The sequence below is a fragment of the Paenibacillus jilunlii genome, from assembly GCF_900102965.1.
In the GTDB taxonomy this organism is placed as follows: domain Bacteria; phylum Bacillota; class Bacilli; order Paenibacillales; family Paenibacillaceae; genus Paenibacillus_AQ; species Paenibacillus_AQ jilunlii.
The window spans coordinates 197,805-223,153 of record NZ_FNGM01000008.1 but is presented as its reverse complement, the minus strand read 5'-3'; the positions used below and the strand labels follow the sequence as shown (position 1 = coordinate 223,153).

Genomic DNA, 25,349 nt, shown 5'->3' with positions numbered 1-25,349 from the left:
TTTACTGATTAGATTCACGAGGAATCTGATGTCCTATGAAAAATAGTATTGGACTGAAAAACAAGCTTTCTGCACGAGTGACATGCATCTGTTGGGCAATATCTACACCGACAACCAGATGCAAAGAGGACATGTTTTCAATACGTTGATTGTGCTTGTCTTGAGCTTTAAACTTCATAGTAGAGCGACCTCCTAGATGGTGAGATTAAAAGGGCTGCAGATCCGTATCCAACTCCCATGTTACAGAGGTGCTCTTTTTTGTACAAAGTCCAAATTATTCATTTTACAGGAATTCTAACGGGCAGGTTACGATGAAAGCCTAAGAACCCGATTTTCTGACTGTTACGCATTTGCAACTGTATGTGGCGCAAACGCAACCTCAATCATATAGCATTGACTCCATTGTTTTTCTAAAATAAAGGTAACAAACAGCAAAGGAGAGCAAGCCAATGTCTTTTAGCGAAAAATTGTTGCAACTTAGAAAAGAAAAAGGTTATTCCCAGGAAGTGCTAGCCGAAAAACTATGCACGACCAGACAGGCAGTCAGCAAGTGGGAAAACGGACAAGGGTTCCCCGAAACCGAAAAGTTGCTAATGATCGGCAACCTGTTCGAGGTGTCCATCGATTATTTGCTGAAGGAGAGCAAGGTAAAGACCGGTGTTGAAGAGCGTGGGTATTATGTCAGCCAAGAGATGGCGGAAGGGTATTTGAGTCATCAGCAGAAGTCAACTAATCGTATTGCGTCAGGTGTGTTCCTGTTAATTATGGCTTGTTTACCGTATGTGATGTTTCGACAGGAGCCGGTCGTTTATTCCTTTCTTATTATTTTGTTGGCGGCAGGAGGCGTCATTACTCTTGCATCCGCCATACTTAAAGACGAGGAACGGTACCACGTACTGGAGAAAGAAGCTCTTATGCTGGATCAGGGTTATGTGAAGCTATTGATGGAACGTTTGAATCGGTTGAAGAGTAGGTATGTAAGCGTAATCATAGTTGGTGTTGGGATGGTGGCGGTTGGTGGAATGGCTTTTTTGCTAGAGAGAAAGGGGATCTCCGAAGGAGCATTAGTCCCGTATTACCCGGTTTGCGTCGTTTTGATCGCCATTGGCGCGTATGCAATTATTCGAACATCTATGCTTTGGTCCTCCTATAGTCTGCTAATTTACAATGAGAAGCATATAAATTGGAGAAATAACGGCTTCTGGAGAAAAATCAGGAAAAAGATTACCGAATAAATGTCTATTGTTAATAATATTTATTGATTCTTGAAAAAGTAAATAAGCTAAGTTCGTTCGTTATGCTAATGGGATCCAATTGGAAGATTAAACTAACGGAAAACGTTGGTCCAATCTTCCAATGGCCATTGTAAAGTCTTGATTCATGTTTTTCTCTGCAACTGCAGGATATGACTGGAGTTCGTTGTTGATTTATAAGGCGGGCCTTCTCGCATAGTTCTCTATGCTGAGACGCATACTATTGGGGTGATTTGCCATATCTACCGAACTTATTTGAGAAAGGAGAATTATTTTAGACAAACATGGCCAGGCAAAATCATTCGAGAATATGATGAGGAGGCGCTAGTTTATGTCCAATAAAAAAAGTTACTATGCATTTGAGGATCCCCAGGGCATTACAATTGAATTTCAAGCCACTAGCTTACAACAAGCCATGGTGATTAAAAAGAAGAAGGCTCAAGAACTGGGGATTTCTAAAGAGGCTTTTGAACTTACAAGCATACGCAAGAAACCAAGCCAGAGCGCATAGCCTTTTTCGAGTGGCTTCCTCATACATGCATAAAGCAATTACGATTTCATCGTAAATGTCACCGAAAGAGATGATTAGAGTAACGAAACGCATTACGCACCCTCAATATGATTTAGTTTTCTCACTCAGGCCCATGAATTCGTAGGATTTCACCATTTGCTAATCGTGAGATAAGAAGGAAACAGAGGAGGCGGTGGCTTGGAACAATGTAAGGGCATGCAGAAATAAAGGTGAGGGTATATCACCCAGCTTACTCCATATTCTGCACGTCTCCATGTCTCTCTTAGCGATTTCCATAACAGGCAAAAGCCCTCGTCATGGTTACCGAACTCAAGTGGTGATCCCAAAGCAATCCCCGGTAGCTCACTGCACGAGCGACATGTGTCTGCCGGGTAATATCTACACCGACAACCAGATGCAAAGAGGAAATGTTGGTTACAGAGGCGCTCTTTTTAGTACAAAGTCCAGAACCAGATTGTATGTAACTCGTGGAAAAAAAAGAGCCGCAGATGTACAACACCTGCGGCCCCTTAACAAGCTAAATTTACTATTTACCTCTGTCTGTACATCTTGTCAAAACACTTTTTTCTGATCTTTATTTTCAATAAGAATCTGCACCGACTCCTTAAATCTTAACGCATGCACAATCTCCCGCTCTCGCAGGAACTTGAGGCTGTCCTGCAGATCCACATCATCGGTCATGTCGATCAGCCACTGGTATGTAGCCCGGGCCTTTTCTTCGGCAGCGATGTCCTCGTAGAGATCTGCAAGCGGATCTCCCTTGGCCTGGATGTACGCAGCTGTCCATGGCACGCCCTCCGAATTCTGGTAGAACAGCGCATGGTCGCGCTGCGCATAGTTCGGGCCAAGCCCGGCGGCTTCGAGCTCCTGCACAGACGCATCCTTTGTCAGCTTGTAGATCATCGTGGCGATCATTTCCAGGTGGGCAAATTCCTCGGTTGAAATATCCGTCAACACGCCTATAACTTTATCCGGAATGGCATACCGCTGATTCATATACCGCAGCGCAGCTGCCAGTTCCCCGTCTGCTCCTCCGTACTGCTCCGTTAGATAACGCGCCATCCGTACGTCGCATTTGCTGACACGCACCGGATACTGCAGTTTTTTCTCATATATCCACATTCGGGAATGATCCCTCCTAAAGGTTTTGAGTACAAAACTTCATTCGCAAACTTGCCCGCTAGACCTGCCAAGGCCAGGGAGTCTGGTTCCATTCCCATGGACATTTCGAATAGGCGCGGCCGAAGTTCTGCAGCGGGCCATACAGCTCCTGGAACTGGTTGGCCAGCCGGGTACGTTCCTGGGTCAGCTGGTTGAACTGCTCTATAGCATTAAAGTCCTCGAGATGAGTATCCAGATACAAATTCAGCTCCACCAGCGCAAAATCCAGAACCTGGAGCTGTTCCAGCATCTCATAGTAACGGGGCTCGCAAGGATTTGCTTCCATGGACTACTTGCCTCCTTTGCTCTTGGATTCATAAGGGCTGAAAAGCGCAGGCCACAGCGTACCTGCTCTCAAAGCCTCGGGCAGCGAAAACTGCGGCAAATTCGGCGGCTGAAAATTAATGAATTGATTCGGCGGCACAACAAAAGTCTTGCACGGCACTGGTGGGCATGGATCAAACGGTCCCCGAAAAGGGTAGTACACCCTCTCTTGTGATTCCATAATAGAGATCCTCCTTTTTTCCTGTTCCCAATGTTTCAATGCTGGAAATTGCCTTCTTAACAAGCTTATGACAACCACACAAGTAATAAGACTTGATTACAAAAAAAACAAAAAGAGCCCCAAAAGCCTATACGACCTTGGGACTACGCTCTAACGTTTCAAACGACTAAAATCTGAGGACATCAACGTCACAAATTCCAGGACAATGGATTATCTTCTTTCGGGGAAATACAATTCAATAGTTAGTTTTCCGTCTTGATAATAAGCCTTTATATGCCCCTCCATACGTTCTGTCAAATTTTTTGCGATGGATAGCCCTAATCCTGTGGAGTTTCTGCCGCTTTCCACAGTATAAAACCGGTCAAACAGCCTGCCCGCCGTAATCAGCGATAATCCCTTGGCGGAATTGGTAAAAGTGATTTTCCCATCCCCATGCAGACTTACCGTCAAATCGCCGTCACTGTATTTGATGACATTGCTTAAGATGTTCCCAAAAATCCGGCTGAGGGCAGTGGGATCAAGTGACCGGTAAATCGGCGAATCCGGAAGCTTGATTTCCGGCTCGATTTGCCGCCCCTTAAAAGCACCGTAGTAGGAGATCAAACTTTCCTCCAGCGACCTGTTCAACGTCAACTGCTGATAATTTATTTCCTGGATCGACGTGATCATCGAATAAAGAAAAAGCTCTTCGGTCAGTTGCTTTAAGACCTCCGCCCGGTTCTGAATTTGATCAAGATACCGCTGTACGGATTCCGGTTTATTTTCCTCTTTCAACAAATCGAGGTAACCGTAAATCGCAGTCAAGGGAGTGCGCAAATCATGAGATATATTTGTGATTGCTTCCTTCAACTCTGTATCGCCTTGCTGGTAACGGTGACGCTCTCGGCGCAGCAACCCTAGTTGGGTGTTCAAGCTGTCCGCCAACTGCCGAATCTGTCTGTCACGGCTTGAAGTGCTAATCAAGATATTGGTATCGAATGTGACTATTTCCTTAAGTGAGTCCTTTATTTCCTGTGCGGATTTTCGTATAAGGTACACCTTTCCCACAAGAAATATAACGATTAACAAGAACACGCCGAATAACAGCCAACATCCGATTTTCATTTCACATCTTCCTCGTTATTTAATGTCCTTCTTCCCGAAACCCAACAGTCCAATCACTGTAGTCATCACAGTAATTACCAAAGAGTAAATCCACAACTTGACAAAATCCGCTACATTATTCATAGCAATTTGATTGGCTTGACCTGTCGGCAGGAAATCATATAAAAACTGATATACCGCTCTTTCTGTGCCACGCGGATAGTTATGGTTAGCCACTGACTTCTGTACATACTTACCTGTATCCGTAAGGGTATCAACCAAATAAAATTCCTCTGCACTTAGCCGGCTTTGCAGTTGGGTGGCCATGATAAGCAAAACAAAAAAAGTAATTAAGGTTGTTACCGCCACTGCGGCTTTATTCTGAAACAGCATGCTCATCATGGTGTAGAAAGAGGCATATGCCATAATTAACAGCACACTGCTTGTTAGCGACAGCAAGATCATATTCCAATCCACCTCAAAGGAAGCAAGTACCAAGCTGGAGCCCACCATAACGATGACAATATAGACAATCGCAAAAATCAGTCCCGCAACAAAACTGATAAGCAAATTGGACAGGTAAAGCCCGCTCTTCCGATGCCCTACAATCAGCTTGTTACGGATCGTGCCGTCACTGTATTCTGTGCCTAAAAACAGACTCACAAACGCAGCCAGAAATCCGCCAATCACAATGGTAAAAAGAAAAATCGGCAGTTCATTAAGCTGCAGGCTAGTTTCACGCATCCTTGTTCCTCTGTATATAACCAACAGCATTGCACCGGCAAACAGCATCATACCCACCGTGCAAGACATAAGCGTTTTGCTTTTCCACATGCGTGTGAAATGCGAAGATAACAGCCTATTCAACTTCGCCACCTCCGGTTAAACCGATAAAGTAGCTTTCCAGGCTTTCATCCCGCTCACTCATAGAAAAGACTTCACAATTATTTTTTGCAAGCTCCATAACAAGGTCGGTGACGTTTAGTATTCCATACATTTCGGCTTCGTTTTGCGTACGGATTGAATATTCCATTCCCCGCTGGTCGAGCACACGGGCGAGCACCCCGGTATCAGATACCTTAAGCTGGGTGCATTTCCGACATGCTGCCTGCAATTCCGCTGCACTGATTTCCTTAACCATCTGCCCATGATCGACAAAACCGTAATGGGTTGCCAATCTGGATAGCTCATCCAAAATATGACTGGAGATTAAAATGGTGATTTGCCGTTCTTTGTTAAGTTTCAACAACAGCTCGCGCATCTCAATGATGCCCTGCGGATCCAGCCCGTTGATGGGTTCATCCAAAACAAGAAAATCCGGATCCCCCGCGAGAGCAACAGCAATGGCTAAACGCTGGCGCATACCCAGCGAGAAATTTTTTGCTTTCTTTTTTCCTGCGTCTCCCAGACCCACGAGCTGCAACAATTCCGGAATATTTTGGAACGATGGAAGTCCTAATACACGATATTGATCTCTGAGATTTTCCTCCGCAGTCAAATCGAGATATATCGACGGCGTTTCCACCACAGCACCCATTCGACGACGGGATTTTACAATATCCTTAGCGGTGTATTTTCTGCCGTACAGCGTATATTCGCCTGCCGTCGGCTGCTGTAAACCACAAATCAAACGAATGAGCGTTGTCTTGCCGGTCCCGTTTCTCCCAACAAAACCATAAATTGAGCCTTTGGGTACTTTCATCGTCAGCCCATTCAAAGCCGTGAAATTCCCATATGACTTTTTCAAGCCATTGGTTGTCAAACAATAATCCATTCCATTTCCTCCTTACAATTGATGTATGGAGTGTACCGGGAAAATGTTAAGAAGGCGGTAAAGAGAATCGTAAAGAAAAGGTTAAGATTGGTGTTCACACAGCTTGAAGCCGATTCCCCATACGGCCTCAATGTACTCCTTTCCGCTGACTTCGCGGAGTTTACGGCGTATATTGCTGATATGAACCTTCAGAGAGCTTTCCATACAGTCAGGTGTATCCAGACTGATTCGCTCAAGCAGAACTGATTTTGCAATCGCTTGGGTGGGGTTTTGCATCAGGATTTTGATGATTGCGAATTCTGTTTTTGTCAAATGCACTGGACGGCTTTGTACGCTTAATTCATGAGAAGTCATGCTTAACACCAAATCGCCAAAGGTGAGGACGGAAGAATGGTCACTTCGACTACGAAGTTGAACGGTAATGCGAGCCAGCAGTTCTTTTATCTCAAAGGGCTTGGTCATATAGTCGGAGGCGCCGCCTAACAGAAGATTCACTCTATCATCAGTCCCACCTTTGGCACTGACTACAATCACGGGAATCCCTTTCATTTTGGGGAGCAACTCCTCGCCGGCTAGTCCAGGAAGCATCAAATCAAGCAGTACCAAATCCGGTGTCCAATGTTGAAGCAATAAGATTGCCTCTGTGCCTGAGTATGCCCGGATAACCTCATATCCTTGACGGGACAAGGTTTCTGCCATTATATTTCCGATATGTTCATCATCTTCAATAATAGCAATTGTTTTCATAGGTACTAGCCACCTTTTACTGGGTATAATACAATGTTTCATACTGTTGATTATATGACAATCTTTTCAACGTATCGACATGCTGAATATCAGGAGGGTCAAGATGGCAATCAATACTTTCATTTTTGGTCCTCCTTCTGATCAAAAAATATAGAATTGGCTTTTCGAGGATAGTATAAAGCCCGAATTTATCCTCAGTTTGAAGGAGGATTACAATTCGGGCTTTGTATCTTCGAGAGAACGTGTGATCGAGAAGGAGGTTCCGCTCCCCGCTGTCGGGTTCTATATTTACAATTATATCATTTTCGTCGTGTTATGTATTGAGAAGACGACGAAAGGTTTAAATCATGCAGCAACTTTTGAATATGATGGAACGATTCATAGTAACCCAGGGGGTAACACTCAAAGAATACGCTGCCCCTCGAACTGCTCGACATGTTCGGTCATGATCATTTTTGTTTTCCACCGCTCGTTGCCCTCCAATTTGGACACGGTGACCCCTCCTTAATGATAAAGCCAGTAATCTATGTTAGTGCCGCCTCTTGCGTTTTGTGCGCCTCCCTGCGGCTCTGTGTCATATGGTATGTTTCGTTCCCACGCTTCTAGTATACCGCCTTCTGGATAGGTTCAGACACGCTCCATTGTATGTAATTTTCGGCGGCAACACTTTCAATCCCTTGAGTATCTCCGCTGGTCGCCGCCCGCTTAACCGCCGTCGTGAACCTGCCACTTCCAGGACTGAACAGCCAAAAGAGCCCCAAGAACCGCTAAACCGGCCCTTGGGACACTCTGCCCAATACAATCCACTTTATGTTGCTAGGCGCTCTACAATTTTTTCAAGAAGCCGGTGAGCAGGCGCTCGTTGGAATAAGATTGTGGACAGGAACGCCGTTAAGTGGGAGGATCCTTCCCTTCCGCAGGCTAACCGGACTGAGCTGGTATATTGGCTAATTACCTGCACGACAAAAAAAGCTGTCCAAAGTCATGTGACTTGGACAGCTTGGGGCATACCATACCGGAAACAAATCGAAAAGCAGAAATCCGGACCATCAGAACACGTATATTCACAGATGCATTAAAGCGGCCGGGCTGTTCGCCTACTTCAGGCCGTCCTCATCTTCACCGGCTTCATCCTCTTCGGATGCGTGAGGCGTTTCACGGTGGATGTTGATTCTGGTGATCCGCAGACGTGTGGCTTCCTCCACCTCGAAGGTAACATCACCGACGACTACCCGCTTGCCTTTGGACGGATTGCCCTCCAGCTCCTTGAAGAGCCAGCCGCCGATGGAGTCGACTTCGTCGTCTTCAATCACTACGCCGGTAAGGTCATTCACATCTTCAATCAGCATGCGGCCTTCGACGGAGATGTAATCGCCGTTGCGTTCCACGCTTGGACGTTCATCCTCGAATTCGTCATGCAGGTCCCCTACGATTTCTTCAAGGATCTCCTCGGCTGTGAGCAGCCCTGCCGTGCCGCCATATTCATCCACAACGAGTGTGAGCTGGGCCTTGTTCTTCTGCATCAGCCGCAGCGCATGGCTGATCTCTATGGATTCCGGCACATTAAGGATAGGCCGGACCAGCGATGCCAGATCATTCTGCTGCTCCAGCGGGGCAAACAGCAGATCGGTGATATGAATGAAACCGATAATCCGGTCCTTGTCCTCAAAAGCCACCGGATAACGGGAGTGTTTGGTCTCCGTAATAATCCGCATATTTTCTTCCAGAGAAAGATTGCTGTATAACACATCCATATCTGTACGCGGAAGCATGACCTCGCGGGCCAGCAGATCAGAGAATTCAAAGATGTTGTCCATCAGCTTCATCTCATCCTTGTCAATGACACCGCTCTTGGCACTTTGGTTCATGAGAATGCGGATTTCCTCTTCCGAGTGGGCGGCTTCGGCTTCACTGGCCGGCTCCACTCCCACCAGCCTCAGTAGCGCATTGGCCGATGCATTCAGCACCCAGATAAAGGGCAGAAACACATTATAAAAGAACATCAGCGGCGCGGACAACAGCAGCGCGGAGCCTTCTGTTTTTTGGATGGCCAGGGATTTCGGCGCAAGCTCACCCAGCACAATATGTAAAAAGGTAATGATCGAGAAACCTACAACTACAGATACCGTGGAGATCAGCGTATGGTCGGTAACCCCAATCTGGACCATCAGCGGCTCCACCAGCAGCTCGGAAATGGCCGGTTCCCCGACCCAGCCCAGCCCCAGCGAGGCAAGCGTAATCCCGAACTGGGTAGCCGACAGATAGGCATCCAGCTTCTTATTGACCTTCAGCGCATATCCGGCCATCTTGTTCCCTTCGCTGACGAGCTGCGTCAGACGCGACTGCCTCACCTTCACGAGCGAGAACTCCGCTGCAACAAATATGCCGTTCAACATTACGAGCACCAGAACCAGCAAAAGATTGAGCAGCAATCTCCCTACTTCAAATTCCGTATGCACTATAACAACGCCCCATTTCTACAGAGTGATCGCTTTTCTAGTTTTGAAATCAACCTTCGGATAATACATATCGGCTACGAGAAGATTGGGACCACAGCAGCCGGCTTCATCACAGTGGCAATTCACCTTCTGATTGAGCGGATGCTTCAGCTGCCACTCGGTAAAGATATCATCCAGCTTGCCGCTGCCAATGTTGCCAAAGGCGGAGATATCGGCAAAATCCGTCACAAACACGTCTCCTGTGAACATATTGACATTCACACGGTTTCTGCCGTCCGGATCGTTGCGCAGGGTAACATTTTTTTCCTCCCGCAATCTGCGGAGAAGCTTCTGGTCTTCTTCCAGAAAGCTGCAGGCAAAGAAAGGGAGCGTACCGAACAGCATCCACATGTCTGGATCACGGTGGTCCAGCAGGTCATGGACCGCTGCTCCCATTTCCTTCAGGGACAGTACCGGGAGCTTGGAAGCAAAGCTGGAAGCATACATCGGATGCACTTCATGCCTTCTTGCCCCCATGTCCCCGATTAGCTTATGGATTGCCGGCAGCTTTTTATGCGTCCGGTAATTGATCATCGATTCTGCCGAAATCAGCATCCCGTCACTGCTTAAGCGGCGGGAATTTTCCAGCATCGTGTCATAGAGCCGGTAAGCTGCTTCCTTGGAGACCGGGTGGCCGCTGTTCGCAAACCCTACCTCATGAAAGTCATCTCCATTTATGTAGTTGAACGAGATATGCATGACATCCAAATAGGGCAGCAGCTGCTCATACCGGGAATACGGCATAGTCAGGTTGGAATTGATCTGCGACCGGATGCCCCGCTCACGGGCATATTTGAGCAGTGGCACAATTGTTTTTTCGACTGTACCGGCCCGGAACATCGGCTCACCGCCCGTAATGCTGATCGTCTGCAGATGTTCAACCTCTTCCAGGCGGTCCAGCATATTTTTAAGCGGGAGCATGTCTCCTTCTTTAGTGGTCAGGCTGTCGCCAACCGCACAATGCTCACACCGCATGTTGCACAGATTGGTCACCGTCATCTCGACACTGGTCAGCACATGACGCCCATGCTTGCGCAATGAAGTGATCGGGTCCCATGGATCATAGCTTGGCGACAGCTCTCTTATTGGTGTTGAAGATGGCTCTAATATACTCATTTTCGTGGTGCTCCTTCGATACGTATTCCTATTATTAACCCAAAATAAATGAAAAAGAACGCTGACTTAACCTATATCATACCACGATTGGGCAAAAAACTGCACTTTGGGGGCTGTCTGCCCCTCCTTCTGCTGAAAATACTTCCAATAGAGGAGGTGAAAATAAAAAAAAGCGGGACAGCAATGGGGCGCGCAGTTATGCGTTTGCCCGTTGCCCAGCCTCGCTTTCAAACCGGAAGTCACTTGGTTTTTACCACAGCCCCGTCTTCATCGGTCACATCCACAATCACTACAGAAAGCTTGCTGCCGAGATCAAGCTCAAAGGGGATCACGGGCTCACCATCAGGGTCGTGCAGGACACGGACAACCGGCCTGTGCGGTATGGTCGGGTCAATTTTGACCACCACTCCGCTCTCACCGGTGCTAAGCTTGACGGTCAGACCCAGCGGATAGATCGCCACACGGTCCCGGAACAGCTCCAATTGCTTCTGCTCATAGAGCGTTCCTGAACCTACATACAACGCTTCAACTGCCTGATGCGGCAGCATCGCCTTCTTATAGATCCGGTTCGAGGTCATGGCATCATAGGAATCCGCAACCCCCAGCCATTTGGCATATTCATGAATTTGCGGCCCTTTCAGCCCGCGCGGATAACCCGAACCATCGATGCGCTCGTGATGCTGCAGCGCACAGTGTGCCGCGAGCAGCGGGATATTCGGTTCATCCTTGAGAATCCGGTAGCCGATTTCGGTATGGGCCTGCATATGACGGAACTCCTCGTCACTGAGCATACCGGGCTTTTGAATGATTTTGACAGGGATTTGCGTTTTGCCTATATCATGCAGCAGCGCGCCCATGCCAATGACCCGCAGCTCTTCTCTGCTATAGCCATGGGCAATTCCGAGCACCAGCGTATACAGGCAGACATTCAGGGAGTGAACATACAGGTAGTTGTCGGCCGTATGCATATCAAGCAGCATGATCATGGGATCTTCCTGTGTGGCCAGATCATCCAGAATGGAATCCATCACCTTGGAGAATTTTTTGTCCAGATGATAAAACCCCTTCGTAATGCCGGAAGCGCCTGACATCTGCTGAAACTGGCTCCGGACCACCTTGAGCGCCTGAGTGCGCGTCTCGTCCTGCAGCATGCCTGTAATCTCAACATCCTCCGTGACAGAATCTTCTATGTAGATATAGCCGATGTCGATCTTGGCCAGCCGCTTGATCAGCGCATCCGTTAGCTCTACTCCATCCGCGAGCAGAACCAGTCCTTCGTCATTATATATTTTTTTACCCAGCTTCATTCCCGCCTGAAGCCGATTCACGGATACTAGACGCACCTTGGTTCACTCCTGCCTTTAACGGTAAATTGCTATATTGTTCCAAAATCCCCAGTTGACACTCTCTGTATATACCGTTACCTTGAGCGATTAGTCAAGAGCCTATAGATTAACGCATAATAAACAACCAGAACACCGCAGCCAGAATAAAACGGTAAATCGCGAAATGGGTCGGCCGGATCTTCTGGATCAGCTTCATGAACGCAACCACCACCAGGTAGGCGACAATAAATGAAATGACAAATCCGATCGCGAAATCCATAATCGTATCTTTGGTAAAATACTGATAGGAATCAAGCAGCTCATAACCGGATGCCGCACACATAATCGGTATGGCAATCAGGAACGAGAAGTCCGCCGAAGCCTTGTAGCTGACCCCGCTCAGCATACCGCCTGAGATCGTTGAACCGGACCGGGAAAATCCCGGCCACAGCACGGAAATAATCTGGTAGAGGCCAATCGCCAGCGCCTGTCCGTACGATAAGTCATCCAGCTCATGCGCGGTAATCCGGATCTTCCGTCTGTTCACCCATTCTGCAACGATCATCAGCACCCCGCCGGCGACAAGCGCCCAGAGCACTGTGGAAGCACCAAAGAGTCCTTTAATGAAATCACGGGCAAAAAAAGCTACCGCAAGCGCCGGTACAATCCCGAGAAGGACATGAATCAGATTCAATCTGGAGGCCGGCATCACTCCGCCTCTGCCTGAACGGCTGCGTCCGATACCCAGCAGGTTCAGAATCCGCTGGCGGTACACCAGGGCAATGGCCAGAATGGCTCCAAGCTGAATGACAATCTCATAAGTTTTCATAATCGGCGACTGCTCGTCAAAGCCCAGCAGCTTAGTGGTTAAAATCATGTGCCCCGTGGATGATACCGGGATAAATTCAGTTATTCCTTCTACAATTGCCAGAATTATTGCTGTAATCGTGTCCATATAATCCTCCTGATTATTGAAAAAATGAAAGTGAAAAAGAAATCATCGCGGTTAGTCAGACCCGTCCACCCAGCGGAGAACTGCACATTCATCCAGGCTTCCCGGCCTTTGCAGCTCCATCCGCAGCAGATCCCGCAGGAAATGAGGCAGCAGATACAGCGGTTCGGCTCCATCCGCAAGACTCTCATACCCTATGCGGAAAGTGAACATATCCAGTGTTCCGACAGAATAGACGGCCTCGTCATCCAGCGGCTCCCCGCCGACAAAAACGGCGATACCGTTATCATAAGGCAAGACCCCTGGATCGTACAGGATTTTTAATCCATCGACAGCCAGGCTGCCCAGCAGCTTCCCCCGGAAGCCGTAGCCAAAAATCGCCTTATTGTAGAACGCTTCAGTCCTGCTCTGCTCAAGCGCCTTGCGGATGTCCTTCCCTTTTAGCTGGATAATACAGGCATTAACCGGAGAAGGGCACAGCGCGTGCAGCATTCCTGCCGTAATGTTGCCTTGCGGCAGAGGTCCAAGCAATTGTCCGCTGTTGACCAGGGATATTGGGGTTGCTGTGAAGCGGCGGACAGCCTGAGCCAGCAGATTGCCAAAAGGAGATTCCCCCTCTGTATCCAGGGAAAGCTCCCGGTCTGTGATGGCTACAGTTTCGTCAAGAACCTCGCGTCCATTCTGCAAATGCAGCGCTGCCGCAGGCGCGAGCACATCCTCGGTAAGCGAAGGATCAACCGGGAAGCAGCGGCCGCTCACCAGTTCGAAGGCTGTACCGGTGTGAGCCCGCTCAAAAATAAGCCGTCCGATATAACGGCCGAATTTGCCGGCCCCGCAGACAGCTGTTCCGTTGATCATCTGCGGAGTCTCCAGCATATGGTGCGTGTGCCCGCCCAGAATGGCATGAACCCCCTGAAGCTGCTCCGCCAGCCGCTGATCCGCCGGAAGCCCCAGATGGGAAAGGATAATCAGGAGATCCACCTGCGGAGCCAGCAGCTCACATTGTTCACGCAGCGCTTCTTCCGGGTCCAGCGCTTCCCAGCCCAGCAGCCTGTAGAACGAAGCGAAGGCTGCAGTAGCCCCGGTAATGCCTATCCTGATGCCTTCCTTCTTCAGAATGACATGGCGCTTCATCCATCCGGGCGCCTCTCCGGTCGCACTCTCCAGGATGTTGCAGCATACCACCGGACATTGAAGCCCCGCATACAGGGCAGAAAGAATCTCCCGGGAGAACGTCAGCCCTTCATTATTGCCGATCGTAACCGCATCATAGCCCGTCAGGTTGATCATATCGATATTTGCCTGTCCCATGGTGCCTTCAGTCTCAACCGCCGCCCGGTCCATATGATCACCAATATCCAGCAGCAGTACGGGCTCATCACCGGCCGCTGCCTTCAGGTTAGCGATTTCTGCAGCAATGGGGCTCATCATTTCAAAGTGGCTATGTATATCATTCGTATGAATTAGGGTCAATCTTTGCAATGCCCGCTCCATATGCTTGTCTTCCCTCCCACCTGTAAAGCCGTTTTATTTTAAGCGGCAGGCATGTGATCTTATAGTGCCTAGCATAACATTTTCAAGCTCAATATGGTATATTGGAATCATTATTGAAAGCTACATATCCTATACATTCCGAGGTGAATCAAGCATGCACGTGACAATTCGTCTGTTCGCCGGCCTGGCAGAGGTTATGGGCTCCTCCTCTCTGGCCTTTCACTTCCATGAGTCTCCCCTTACTGCGGGAAGATTGAAGGAGCTGCTCTCTGCGTCCTATCCGGAAGCCGCTCCGCAGATTAAGGTATCCTTAGTTGCCATTGACCATGAGTATGCACCGGATGACTCCGTCATATCCGAAGCTTCCGAGGTTGCGCTGATTCCTCCCGTCTCCGGGGGAGAGCCGGCTTCAGAGGAGCAGGCAACCCCAGACGGAAGGTTCAGCATCACGGATCAGCCCTTGAACGGGGAGGCCTTGCTGGATAAAGTGCTGGATGCAAATCATGGCGCTTCCCTGCTGTTCGTTGGCACGACCCGGGAAATGACCGGCGCCCAGCGCACAACCGCGCTGCATTATGAAGCTTATACCCCTATGGCCCTCGCCAAGCTGGAGGAAATCGGCAAGGAGGTCGAAGAACGGTGGAATGCCCGCTGCGCTATTGCCCACCGTACCGGACTCGTAGCCCTCAAGGAAGCAAGTGTAATCATCGCAGTCTCTGCGGCCCACCGCGACAGCTGCTATGAAGCCAGCCGGTATGCCATCGAGAAACTGAAGGCATCCGTACCTGTATGGAAAAAAGACATCAGCGACTCTGGAGAACAGTGGCTGGGGGCTGATCCCAAAGCTAAGGATTACGGCAGCCTGTGAGCTTTGCCCGTTCACATTACAAACCATTGAATAATTCCTGCTTTGTTGCTATGCTGGAAAAAATCGCTAATGTAAGGTGGCATAGTCATTGAGAGTACACGTAACGGATCTGAAACCGGGTGATTACCTGAAGATGGATACCTTTAACTCAAGAGGGCTTCATGTATTACCCAAAGGGTCACAGCTTCAAATCGAAGAGATCGCTAAGCTGATGCAGCACGGAGTAGATTATGTTGATATCGAAGTCCTCCAGGAGGAACCTGCGCCTTCAGGCAGATCTTCCGTCATTCAGTCCGCTTCCAGAAATTTCGATACCATGATTGACGGTTTTGAATCGGTATATATGGAAGCGTTGACGAAGGGCAGCTTCAACCAGGCCGTTGTGGATGACATTCTTCAGCCCTCGCTGGATTCCCTGGACAAACACAAGGATGTGGTTTCATTACTGCTTCTGCTTGACCGGGAGGATAATTATACATACAACCATTCCCTGCAAGTGGGCATGCTTTCTTATTATATAGCAACCTGGCTTGGATATTCCAAGAAGGAGTGTTACGAAATCGGCCGGGCCGGCTATTTGATTGATATCGGCAAATGCCGGATTTCCCCTGATCTTCTGAACAAGCCGGGCAAACTCACTGCCGCCGAATTTGACGAAGTGAAATTACATACGATTTATGGCTATGAAATTATCCGCAATTCCATGGATGACCCCTACACCGCCCTGGTGGCACTTCAGCATCATGAACGTGAAGACGGTTCCGGGTACCCGCATAACCTGACCAAGGATGATATACACCCCTATTCCCAGATTGCTGCCGTGGCCGACATATATAGCGCCATGACCTCTAAGCGGATCTACCAATCCAAGCAGGAGCTGATCTCTGTATTGCGTGAGATTAACTCACTTAGCTTCGGCAAGCTGAACGGCAAGCCGGTACAGGCCTTCATCCAGCATCTGATGCCCAATTTCATTGGAAAACGCGTGCTGCTCAGTACTGGTGACGTGGGCGTGATAATCATGAACAATCCGCTGGACGTCTTCCGGCCGCTCGTACAGATTGAAGGCAAATTTCTGGATTTGGCCCGCGAACGCAAGATTGCAGTGGTTGAGATTTATATGGAGTAAAACGACACCCGGAAGCTTGGCGGAACACTGCGGCTAAGGTGGACGGAAGGAATCTTCGGCGCGTTAAGCCCGCCTTGAAGCTCCCTGCTTTGCCTCGCAAAGGGCGGGAGCTTCAAAGCTTTACTGTGGCAGTTGGCCCCCGGGAGTTCCTCCACGGGGGGGCTTGGGTTAACGCATGCGCGTGTGTGGACGAATCCAATTGTGAGCTGGATTTGCAAAGTATGTGTTCAATTATCCGGCCTGGCTGTAAGCTCAAGTGGAAAAAGTGAACTTTGATTACTCCATTTCGCTTCCCAGCAAGCCTTAGTGGGAAAAAGGATAACTAATTCGACCGACTTCCACCGTTTTAGGTCGTTTTAGGTGAATTCGCTTCAATTAAGTCTACTTTTTCCCACTAAACCCTCCGCAGAGTACGTTTTCATCTATATTAAGTGAACTAATTCCACTTCACTTCCTGCAGTTCCCCACGCGCTACCCTTTTGACCTCTGAGTCCGGGGTCCCTCCTGCACAGCAGACACGCAGGTCCAAAACACTCGCACCTTCCACAACAGAAGGCAATCCTAATCTTCTACAAAACAAGAAAAACAGGAGACTCCCTCACCGGACGGTTTGGAAATCTCCTGTTTTTATCTTCAGCTGGTTTCTGCACATTGCGCACTAAACCGCTATCCGTCACAGCTACAGCTCAGCCACAGCCGCTTCCAGGCTCCTCCTACAGCTCCGCACCGTTGCTGGCGATGACTTTTTTGTACCAGTGGAAGGAGTCCTTCTTCGAACGGTTCAAGGTTCCGTTGCCGTCATCATCCAGATCCACATAGATGAAGCCGTAACGCTTGGACATCTCCGAGGTGGACATGCTCACCAGGTCAATGGGTCCCCAGCTTGTATAGCCGATCAGCTCTACGCCGTCCAGGATCGCTTCTTTCATCTGGGCGATGTGCTGGCGGAGATAGTCGATGCGGTAGCTGTCATGGATGGAACCGTCAGCTTCTACTTTGTCATACGCGCCGAGGCCATTTTCCACAATAAACAAAGGTTTCTGGTAACGGTCGTACATGGTGTTCAGCATAATTCTTAGTCCGACCGGGTCAATCTGCCAGCCCCATTCCGAAGCCTTCAAGTACGGATTCTTCACACCGCCGAACAGGTTGCCCTGTGCCCGCTCCCCTTCCGGACTGGCCGATACGGTCAGCGTCATATAGTAGCTGAATGCCACATAATCCACAGTATGGAGCTTCAGGATCTCATCGTCGCCCGGTTCTTTGTGAAGAACGACATTATTTTCGGCGAAGTAGCGGTCCATGTATTTAGGGTATTCTCCCCGGGCATGCACATCCGTAAAATACAGATTCATCTGGTTCTCATGCTGGTTAAGCCTTACATCCTCAGGGTTGCAGGTATTCGCATAGCTCTCCATCCGGGCCAGCATGCAGCCCATTTGCGATCCCGGGATGATCTCATGCAGCAGCTTAGTAGCCAGAGCGCTCGCCACGAACTGGTGATGAAGCGCCTGATAGATCGTCTGCAGCTTGTTCTCCGCCCGGTCAATGACAACGCCGCCTCCGGTGAACGGGCTCAGGGTCATCATGTTGATCTCATTAAAGGTAATCCAGTACTTCACCTTACCCTGGTAACGCCGGAACACGGTTTCTGCATAACGGGTAAAACATGAAATGACTTCACGTGAGGCCCAGCCGTTGTATTTCTGCGTCAGACCCAGCGGTGTCTCGTAATGGGCCAGCGTTACCAGCGGCTCAATGCCGTATTTATGCAGCTCGTCAAATACATTGTCATAGAACTGCAAGCCCGCTTCATTCGGCTCGGCATCATCGCCATTCGGAAAGATCCGCGCCCAGTTGATCGACAGACGGAAGACCTTGAACCCCATCTCGGCAAAAAGAGCAATGTCCTCTTTGTACCGGTGATAGAAATCCACCCCTTCCCGTTTTGGGAACCGTGCCTTAAATTCCCCGGACAAAATCTGCCCAATCCGCTCGGACGTAATCTCAATCGCATGGTCATTGCTGCGCTCCGCCTTGGGCACATAAGCGACCATATCCGCACTGGACAAGCCCTTGCCGTCTGCATCGAATGCGCCTTCCAGCTGATTTGCGGCAGTTGCCCCGCCCCATAGAAAATTCTCTGGAAAACCTTTTTTCGTATCAGTCATGATTACGCTCCCTCTCTTCCAATCTTCTTATTGTCTCTTAAGCCTCTAGTGGATTAGTGTTAGCAAAAGCTCGCCATTACTTACTTCTGTACCTGTATTCTTCAGGACATCCAGATAACTGTTCCGTTTACAGGCGAGGTCAGCATCCCGGACGAGGGCTCAATCACAATCCCTTTTCCCATGGCCCCTGAGGCAAAAGCTTCGTCCGGCAGACTTTCCAGCGGCACCAGCACTCCCGCCAGCGGATTTGCGATTTGTTCTTTATCGATTTGAGTAACCCCTGTATCACAGACGGCTCGGCTCTTGTCTCCTCTGCCGCTGCTTCAGGGTAACTCCGTAAATCGTTGGTCCGGTGACCCCGAACACAGGGGCCAGTGTGGATGATCCACATCAAGCTTTTAACTGCGTATTCTATTTGTTTTATAAAAATTTCATATCAGGTATGGCGCCCGGGTTTGGATCATTATTTCTGTGGCGAGGCTGATAACAGCAGAGGGTATCCGGGTGCATACGATGTGAGTTTGTACGATGCCGTACCACTAAAGATATCCTAACAAACTAAGCGGACGCTTTCAAAGCCAGTTTTGTACGATGCTGTTCAAGCTGCTTATGCTCATAAAAATTTCAGGAGGGAAAATATGCTAGGCATTCATCAGCGGCTTGCGGAACTGTACACCTTAAGCTGTCAGCGTCTACTGACAAGCGATGAAGAAACCGAGCAGCGGCATTGTCTGCAGGCGAACGCCATGTACTGCTGGGAAATGGCGCGGCTGAGCAATGAGGCAAGGCTGGCCGCAGATACAGATGATGCCCAGTGGCAGCAGGAGATCAGCGCGCAAATGTACGAAGTCCGCGTGACCGGCAGAGCGGGCAGGCGGCGCAAGTAACCGCAGACTCAGCAGCGGCTGTGCTATAGTAGGTAGACCTATAGAAGAGTTAGCCGCTAAGGAGAAACTGTAGTGTTATTACCCAGTAGCCCGATGTCCGATGCCAGATGATGCCAGATGTCAGATTACTCTGAAGAGATTTTTGGAGTGATTGCACTTTATGCAATAGAAAGCTCTTCCTTTTGTGATAAATCGCATTCTGCTGTATTTGGTGCAACAGATTTCTGAATTTCGCATCCAAAGCTTCTTTTCCGCGGGATTCTGCTGTATTAAATACAATAGATTCTATTTTTTTGATGGATTATGGGGTAATCTGCTGTACAAAGTGCAATAGACACCCCTGCCGCTCTCTTTAAGCGGCACTTCCGACGGTGAAGTTTCAGAGAAGAGCCTTCTATGGGGCATCGTGTTCTCCATCATTAAAACAAAGCAGCCCCTCCCACACTTGAACGTGCCGGAAAGGGCTGCTGCTGTTCTAGGCTACAGGAAGCGGAATTGCGCTTCGATCAAGCCGTTATAGATGCCATCATGCGCCGTAAGCTCGGCATGGGTTCCTTCTTCCTTGATCTCGCCGTGATCAAGTACAACAATCTTATCCGCATGGCGGATGGTTGACAGCCGGTGGGCGACAATGAAGGAGGTCCGGCCCTGGAGCAGAATCTTCAGCGCCTCCTGGATCTTGATCTCCGTTTCGGTGTCAATGCTTGCTGTCGCTTCATCCAGGATCAGAATCCGCGGATTGGCCAGCAGCGCCCGGGCAAAGGACAGCAATTGGCGTTGTCCCATAGAGAGCGCACTGCCGCGTTCCTCGACCTCGGTCTCGTAGCCTCCGGGCAGCTTGCTGATGAAATCATGCGCATCCACGGCCTTGGCTGCCTCCTCGACCTCCTGATCCGTCGCATCCAGCCGCCCAAAGCGGATATTGTCCCGGATTGTCCCTGAGAAAATAAAGGTATCCTGCAGCACGATCCCGATCTGCTCGCGCAGACTTTGCAGCGTCACTTCCCGTGTATCCTTGCCGTCGATGGTGATGCTGCCGCTTTTGATATCATAGAACCGGCCGATCAGGTTAATGATGGTGCTTTTGCCGGAGCCGGTATGTCCGACAAGAGCGATGGACTGGCCTGCTTTAACATCGAGATCGATGCCTTTTAGTGCCGCCCGGCCTTTTTCATATTCGAACACTACTTTGTTGAATTTAATGTCGCCCTTAATCTTCGGCAGCGGTGTTGCCCCCGGATTATCTTGAACAGCAGGCTGTTCATCCAGATATTCAAAGATCCGCTCCGAAGAAGCCATCGCCACCAGCAGCTGGTTATACATCTGCCCGAGCCGGTTGATCGGGTCCCAGAAGTTGCTGACATAGGTGCTGAACGCCACCAGGAACCCTACCGTAAGGTCACCCGTCTGGATCAGATAAGCCCCGAACCAGAACAGGATCATCGTGCCGAAGCCGCCTGTAATTTCAATAATCGGGCCAAACGCCTGGTTCATTGCCGAAGCTCTGTTCCAGGATTTCCGGCTATCCATATTCATGGCGTCGAAATAGTTCATATTTTCCTTTTCCTGGGTATACGCCTGAGTGACCCGAATCCCCTGAATCGACTCATTCAGATGGGAGTTAATCCGCGAGTTCTTCATCCGCACATCCTGCCAGGCTATCCGGATCTTCTGGCGCAGCTTGGTGGAGACAAAAAACATAATAGGTACGGTGATCATCACTGCAAGTCCCAGCTTCCAGTTGATCAGCAGCAGAATCACCATGATTCCGAGCAGCTGCACACAATCGATCATCAAGTTGACGACCCCGTTCGTGAACAGGTCCTGCAGGGAGTTGATATCATTGGTAACCCGCACCAGCACTGAACCCGCCGGACGTTTATCGAAGAAATTGAAAGAAAGCTTCTGAATATGCCGGAACAGGTCCGAGCGCAAATCATAGATCACCCGCTGTCCGATTACATTCGTATATTTGATCCGGTAGACCCCGGCGATCCATTGGATCAGATAGAGCACAATCACAGCGGCAGTTAAAGTGTACAGCAGTGTCAGACTGGGATTCCCCGACTTGGGAGCAATCGCCTTGTCGATGGCCATACTCGTCAGGTAAGGGACGGTCAGCTTCGTAACGGTGCCGAGGATCATCATGACCAACACAAGCGGCAGCATCTGCCGTGCGTAAGGCTTCATATAACTGAACAGCCGGGTGAACTGCTTCCAGTCAAATGCCTTGTCGATGACATCATCGTCTTTGTATACGAACCGTTCCTCCAGGGTCTGCTCCCGGGCAGTATTTTGCTTTATTTTTGCGGAATTCCCTTGGTTTGCTTCAAGCTTCATGCCGGATCACCTGCCCCTCTTCCATTGTCCCTGGCGAGATAATCGGCGTATTGAATCCGGTAGACATCCTGGTAAGGACCCGGAACCCCGATCAGCTCCTGGTGGGTGCCCTGCTGAACCATATTCCCCTCATTCATGACAATAATCTGATCAGCATGCCGCAGCGAGGATATCCGGTGGGCAATAATCAGGGTGGTCCGCCCGCGCATAACCTCCTGGAACCCGGCCTGGATCTCATGCTCTGTCTCCATATCGACGGCACTGGTCGCATCATCGAGAATCAGAATCCGCGGATTCTTCAGGAGCGCTCTGGCAATGGCAATACGCTGCTTCTGGCCGCCTGAGAGCCCCATCCCCCGCTCGCCAACCACAGTATCATATCCTTCCGGCATTTCCATAATGAAATCATGGGCTTTGGCAAGCTTGGCGGCGCGGATAATCTCCTCCATATTCACATTCTTCAAGCCGTACGAAATATTATTGCGGATGGAAGAGGAGAACAGGAACGTTTCCTGGAACACCGTGGCAATCTGCGACCGCAGGCTGCGGACATTATATTCGCGGATGTCCACCCCATCCAGCCGGATACTGCCTTTGTTCACATCGTATGCCCGCATCATCAACTGAATAATGGTCGATTTCCCGGAGCCGGTCCCGCCGAGGAACCCAATGACCGCCCCCGGTTTGGCGCTGAAATGAATATCCTTGACCGCAGGCATTTTGTTGCCGTAGGCAAACGTCACATGATCAAAAACAACCTCACCCTGCACTTCAGCAGCCGCCAGCTCACGGGCATTCTCTTTATCCTTCACATCGATGTGCTGGTTAAGCACTTCAAGCACGCGTTCTCCGGAAGCTTTGGATTGCGTATAGTTGTTGATATGGAAGCCAAGGCCCCATACAGGGCCGATAATATACCAGATTAAGCTGAAAAAGGCTACAAGCTCACCAAGCGACATATGCCCCTTGATCACGAGTGTTCCGCCAACCCCGAGCAAGATCGCCACACTGACCGAAGCCAACAGCTCCATCACCGGGAAAAACTTGCTCCACAGCTCTGCGGCAAAAATCTGATTATCCTTATAGCGTTCATTACGGTGCGAGAACTTCTCTACCTCGTAAGCCTCTCTGGCAAACGATTTGACGGTCCGCACACCGGTGACATTCTCCTGGACAGCCGTTGTCAGAGAGCTTAGCGCAAGCCGCATCTCCTGAAAGGCCGGATGAATCTTGGATTCGAATCTGAATGCGACCGCAGCCAGAAACGGCATAGTGATCAGCGTGATCAGCGTTAGCTGCCAATTGATCGTGAACATCATAATAGAGCCGAACAATACCATAAAAAACACATTCAGCAGTTGGGCAAATCCGAAACCGATGAACAGCCGGATCGCCTCAAGGTCCCCGGTCAACCGGGACATCAGGTCGCCTGTCTTTGCAGTATCATAATAGCGGAAAGACAGGAATTGCAGCTTCTCATAGCAGGCATTGCGCAGCCGGTAGGCCAGAAAGTTGCCCAGCCGTCCTCCAAAAAATCCATGGGCGAACTGCAGGCAGGCTTTGACGAACACTACCGCCAATACGCTGATAGCAAGTACGGGCACCTCAGTAAACTTCAGGGGAACAATAACCTCATCAATCAAACGTCTTAACAAATTGGGGGTAATAAGCCCCACTGCAGTTGCGGCGGCCAAACAAAAAATCGACAGAATCAGATAATGCAGCTTCTCCCGGTAAAAGCCCCGCAGTTGCCTGAGAACATCCATATCTCTCCTCCTTAAAGCGTTAGATTTTTAGCGCTTCCATTTTAGTGACTTTATGCAGTTTATCACCCCTGTTTTAATGCAGCAAAGTGGAGAAATCACCGTTTTCACGGTTATTCCCGATAAATGCAGGCTTCTTCCGCAGGAAAAGGCTGGCTTCAGCTTTAAATGCTCCCATTTCCTCTTAAATACTATTGGATTAAGATTAACCAAAATTCAGTCTATTTTCGTATCGTCAACAGCCAACCTTTTTTTGTATATTCTGCATACTTATTCTTTTTTGATTGTCGTGAAGCAGCAAAAAAGCTGCCCCCAACAGACCAATCTGTTAAGGGACAGCTTCTCGTGGATTTGATTTACTTTAAAAGGTGCTGTATAAGCAAGTCAGTATATCACGGTTGCGCCTGTTTCTATATTCTGTTTCCTTGTTCAAGCCAAGCTTAATGGCCACCCCTTCAGAGGCGGCATGATCTGCCGGCATATTGATACAGATCCGAGCCAACCCAAGTTCCTGAAGGGCATAGCTTAAGATGCTCTTGGCTGCTTCATAGGCGTATCCTTGTCTCCAGTAATTCGAATGAATAATATACCCCAAATCGTTTTCCACGCTGCCGTTCAATTCCGACTTCATGATTCCTGCATCACCGATAAGCCGGCCCGTATCTTTTAATTCAACTGCCCATCTTCCAAAGCCTTGTGTGATATACGATTGGATATTCCGTTCGATCCATTCCTCAGTTTGCCTGGAGCTGAAAGGGGCCGGCCAGAAGGCCATCGTTATGGGATCTGACAAAATGGCGAATAAAGCAGCGGTGTCCTCTTCCGTGTATTTCCTGATGTTCAGCCGTGGGGTCTCTATGACAATCATGTTATTCCCGTTCATTTAGGTACTCTCCTTACCTCAGCAACTCTTAATCCCTTTCAAGCGTTGACAGTGAAACCATTACCCATGGAGCAAATTTATTCGACAGTTTATCCTTAGAATTGTGTATCCGGAAAAGAAAGGCTTCCCCCGCCTTATTCTTCCACACCATATAATCTTCTATTCCCTTATCACCGGTAGCCTGCAGATATAATTCTGCAAAACCCAGAGGATGTTCGAACAGTTCCCCGCTATGGTCGCTAACCTTACCAAATGCGGATAGTTCAGTTTGTCCCTGTTTCTTCAGGGCAGTGAGATCGTAACCGGATGGCAATTGTTCAATTTCGGCATAATAGGCAGGGTCCTGAGTGAGGGATAAGCGGCCAGACTGTGCATCTAATGTAAAATCCTTAAAGACATACAGGGAATATCCATCCCCTTGTTCTAGTGTACCTTCTTGCCCCGAGACCCCTCCCTCCTGTTCACCGAATTTCTGGGTCTTCGGACGTTCGGATGCCTGTGGAGCAGTAGCGTCCGGACTCGGACTGGCGGACTCCTGCGCCTCCGTGGCTGCGGGAGCAGCAGAAGGTTCAGGAGTGGCTGTAGCTTCGACAACAGGCATAGTTGCTGCACTTGACGCTGTTGGTTCTGCCTCGTTTGCTGTTTCATTGTTACTGCATGCACCGAGAATTGAGGCGGACAGAAGAATGCTGGCAGCTGTAGTATACAATGTTTTTTTCATGATATACCTCCTCATTTGAATAATAGTTATTACCCAAATCTCCAACATTCCCGCACCACTTAAGGCTGACGGGTATTTTATGTATACGCGAACTCAAAAAAAGAAGAAGACGAACTTCATAAGTTCGCCTCCTGCATTAAAAGAAAA

Annotated in this window: 24 protein-coding genes; 5 read left to right on the top strand and 19 right to left on the bottom strand. The window is 49.2% G+C overall.

The features are described 5' to 3' along the window. Nucleotide 1: 1 nt before the first annotated feature. The gene (locus BLQ82_RS32030) at nt 2–178 is read right to left on the bottom strand and encodes a hypothetical protein (RefSeq protein ID WP_157243825.1); all 177 of its coding nucleotides are present in this window, start codon (nt 176–178) and stop codon (nt 2–4) included. Between the two features lie 271 nt (nt 179–449). Between BLQ82_RS32030 and BLQ82_RS15795 the strand changes: the two genes are divergently transcribed. Further along, nucleotides 450–1,235: a helix-turn-helix domain-containing protein gene (locus BLQ82_RS15795; RefSeq protein WP_062524557.1), complete on the top strand. Its 786-nt coding sequence runs from the start codon at nt 450–452 to the stop codon at nt 1,233–1,235. Nucleotides 1,236–1,584: 349 nt separating this feature from the next. Next, complete coding sequence (locus BLQ82_RS15790) at nt 1,585–1,764, top strand: hypothetical protein (RefSeq protein ID WP_062524559.1); 180 nt, start codon at nt 1,585–1,587, stop codon at nt 1,762–1,764. A 573-nt stretch (nt 1,765–2,337) separates the two neighbouring features. On the opposite strand, the gene BLQ82_RS15785 is transcribed toward BLQ82_RS15790, so the two are convergent. From BLQ82_RS15785 to BLQ82_RS15730, 12 genes are all read right to left on the bottom strand, one after another. After that, nucleotides 2,338–2,907 (bottom strand): manganese catalase family protein, encoded by a 570-nt coding sequence (locus tag BLQ82_RS15785; RefSeq protein WP_062524561.1) that lies wholly within the window; start codon nt 2,905–2,907, stop codon nt 2,338–2,340. A gap of 58 nt (nt 2,908–2,965) precedes the next feature. Next, the gene (locus BLQ82_RS15780) at nt 2,966–3,232 is read right to left on the bottom strand and encodes a spore coat protein CotJB (protein ID WP_062524563.1); all 267 of its coding nucleotides are present in this window, start codon (nt 3,230–3,232) and stop codon (nt 2,966–2,968) included. A gap of 3 nt (nt 3,233–3,235) precedes the next feature. After that, nucleotides 3,236–3,451 (bottom strand): spore coat associated protein CotJA, encoded by a 216-nt coding sequence (locus BLQ82_RS15775; RefSeq protein WP_062524565.1) that lies wholly within the window; start codon nt 3,449–3,451, stop codon nt 3,236–3,238. Nucleotides 3,452–3,661: 210 nt separating this feature from the next. Continuing rightward, a complete protein-coding gene (locus BLQ82_RS15770) occupies nt 3,662–4,555 on the bottom strand; it encodes a sensor histidine kinase (protein ID WP_062524567.1) in 894 nt (297 codons plus the stop codon). Between the two features lie 15 nt (nt 4,556–4,570). Then, nucleotides 4,571–5,278 (bottom strand): ABC-2 transporter permease, encoded by a 708-nt coding sequence (locus tag BLQ82_RS15765; protein WP_208861951.1) that lies wholly within the window; start codon nt 5,276–5,278, stop codon nt 4,571–4,573. A gap of 115 nt (nt 5,279–5,393) precedes the next feature. Further along, a complete protein-coding gene (locus BLQ82_RS15760) occupies nt 5,394–6,308 on the bottom strand; it encodes an ABC transporter ATP-binding protein (RefSeq protein WP_062524572.1) in 915 nt (304 codons plus the stop codon). A gap of 81 nt (nt 6,309–6,389) precedes the next feature. Next, nucleotides 6,390–7,055, bottom strand: coding sequence for a response regulator transcription factor (locus BLQ82_RS15755; RefSeq protein WP_062524576.1), 666 nt, complete (start codon nt 7,053–7,055; stop codon nt 6,390–6,392). A 1,097-nt stretch (nt 7,056–8,152) separates the two neighbouring features. Continuing rightward, nucleotides 8,153–9,514, bottom strand: a complete 1,362-nt coding sequence (locus BLQ82_RS15750; protein WP_062524578.1) for a hemolysin family protein — start codon at nt 9,512–9,514, stop codon at nt 8,153–8,155. Between the two features lie 18 nt (nt 9,515–9,532). Next, nucleotides 9,533–10,669, bottom strand: coding sequence for a radical SAM/CxCxxxxC motif protein YfkAB (yfkAB, locus tag BLQ82_RS15745; protein WP_062524580.1), 1,137 nt, complete (start codon nt 10,667–10,669; stop codon nt 9,533–9,535). Nucleotides 10,670–10,908: 239 nt separating this feature from the next. Next, a complete protein-coding gene (locus BLQ82_RS15740; protein WP_062524582.1) occupies nt 10,909–12,012 on the bottom strand; it encodes an HD-GYP domain-containing protein in 1,104 nt (367 codons plus the stop codon). Between the two features lie 109 nt (nt 12,013–12,121). Next, a complete protein-coding gene (locus BLQ82_RS15735) occupies nt 12,122–12,949 on the bottom strand; it encodes an undecaprenyl-diphosphate phosphatase (RefSeq protein WP_062524584.1) in 828 nt (275 codons plus the stop codon). Between the two features lie 51 nt (nt 12,950–13,000). Then, the gene (locus BLQ82_RS15730; protein ID WP_074648282.1) at nt 13,001–14,440 is read right to left on the bottom strand and encodes a bifunctional metallophosphatase/5'-nucleotidase; all 1,440 of its coding nucleotides are present in this window, start codon (nt 14,438–14,440) and stop codon (nt 13,001–13,003) included. Between the two features lie 154 nt (nt 14,441–14,594). Between BLQ82_RS15730 and BLQ82_RS15725 the strand changes: the two genes are divergently transcribed. Together BLQ82_RS15725 and BLQ82_RS15720 are read left to right on the top strand one after the other, a co-directional pair. Beyond that, a complete protein-coding gene (locus BLQ82_RS15725) occupies nt 14,595–15,308 on the top strand; it encodes a molybdenum cofactor biosynthesis protein (RefSeq protein ID WP_062524588.1) in 714 nt (237 codons plus the stop codon). Nucleotides 15,309–15,396: 88 nt separating this feature from the next. Continuing rightward, nucleotides 15,397–16,437, top strand: a complete 1,041-nt coding sequence (locus BLQ82_RS15720; RefSeq protein WP_062524590.1) for an HD-GYP domain-containing protein — start codon at nt 15,397–15,399, stop codon at nt 16,435–16,437. Between the two features lie 713 nt (nt 16,438–17,150). On the opposite strand, the gene BLQ82_RS15715 is transcribed toward BLQ82_RS15720, so the two are convergent. Both BLQ82_RS15715 and BLQ82_RS15710 read right to left on the bottom strand, forming a co-directional pair. Beyond that, the gene (locus BLQ82_RS15715; RefSeq protein ID WP_062524597.1) at nt 17,151–18,608 is read right to left on the bottom strand and encodes a glycoside hydrolase family 1 protein; all 1,458 of its coding nucleotides are present in this window, start codon (nt 18,606–18,608) and stop codon (nt 17,151–17,153) included. Between the two features lie 101 nt (nt 18,609–18,709). Continuing rightward, nucleotides 18,710–18,835 carry a PTS glucose transporter subunit IIA gene (locus BLQ82_RS15710; RefSeq protein ID WP_244280817.1) on the bottom strand — a complete coding sequence of 42 codons (126 nt, stop codon included), beginning with the start codon at nt 18,833–18,835 and terminating at the stop codon, nt 18,710–18,712. 411 nt (nt 18,836–19,246) lie between these two features. Between BLQ82_RS15710 and BLQ82_RS15705 the strand changes: the two genes are divergently transcribed. Then, nucleotides 19,247–19,495 carry a DUF7667 family protein gene (locus BLQ82_RS15705; protein ID WP_062524599.1) on the top strand — a complete coding sequence of 83 codons (249 nt, stop codon included), beginning with the start codon at nt 19,247–19,249 and terminating at the stop codon, nt 19,493–19,495. A 480-nt stretch (nt 19,496–19,975) separates the two neighbouring features. Here BLQ82_RS15705 and BLQ82_RS15700 read toward each other — a convergent pair whose 3' ends face one another. The 4 genes from BLQ82_RS15700 to BLQ82_RS15685 form a co-directional block, all read right to left on the bottom strand. Then, entirely contained in the window at nt 19,976–21,835 is a 1,860-nt protein-coding gene (locus BLQ82_RS15700; RefSeq protein ID WP_062524601.1) for an ABC transporter ATP-binding protein, read from the bottom strand. Then, nucleotides 21,832–23,601: an ABC transporter ATP-binding protein gene (locus BLQ82_RS15695; protein ID WP_062524603.1), complete on the bottom strand. Its 1,770-nt coding sequence runs from the start codon at nt 23,599–23,601 to the stop codon at nt 21,832–21,834. Before BLQ82_RS15695 ends, BLQ82_RS15700 begins: the two co-directional genes overlap by 4 nt. A gap of 358 nt (nt 23,602–23,959) precedes the next feature. Then, entirely contained in the window at nt 23,960–24,481 is a 522-nt protein-coding gene (locus tag BLQ82_RS15690) for a GNAT family N-acetyltransferase (RefSeq protein ID WP_208810635.1), read from the bottom strand. 28 nt (nt 24,482–24,509) lie between these two features. Next, nucleotides 24,510–25,202, bottom strand: coding sequence for a hypothetical protein (locus tag BLQ82_RS15685; protein ID WP_062524605.1), 693 nt, complete (start codon nt 25,200–25,202; stop codon nt 24,510–24,512). Nucleotides 25,203–25,349 lie beyond the last annotated feature (147 nt).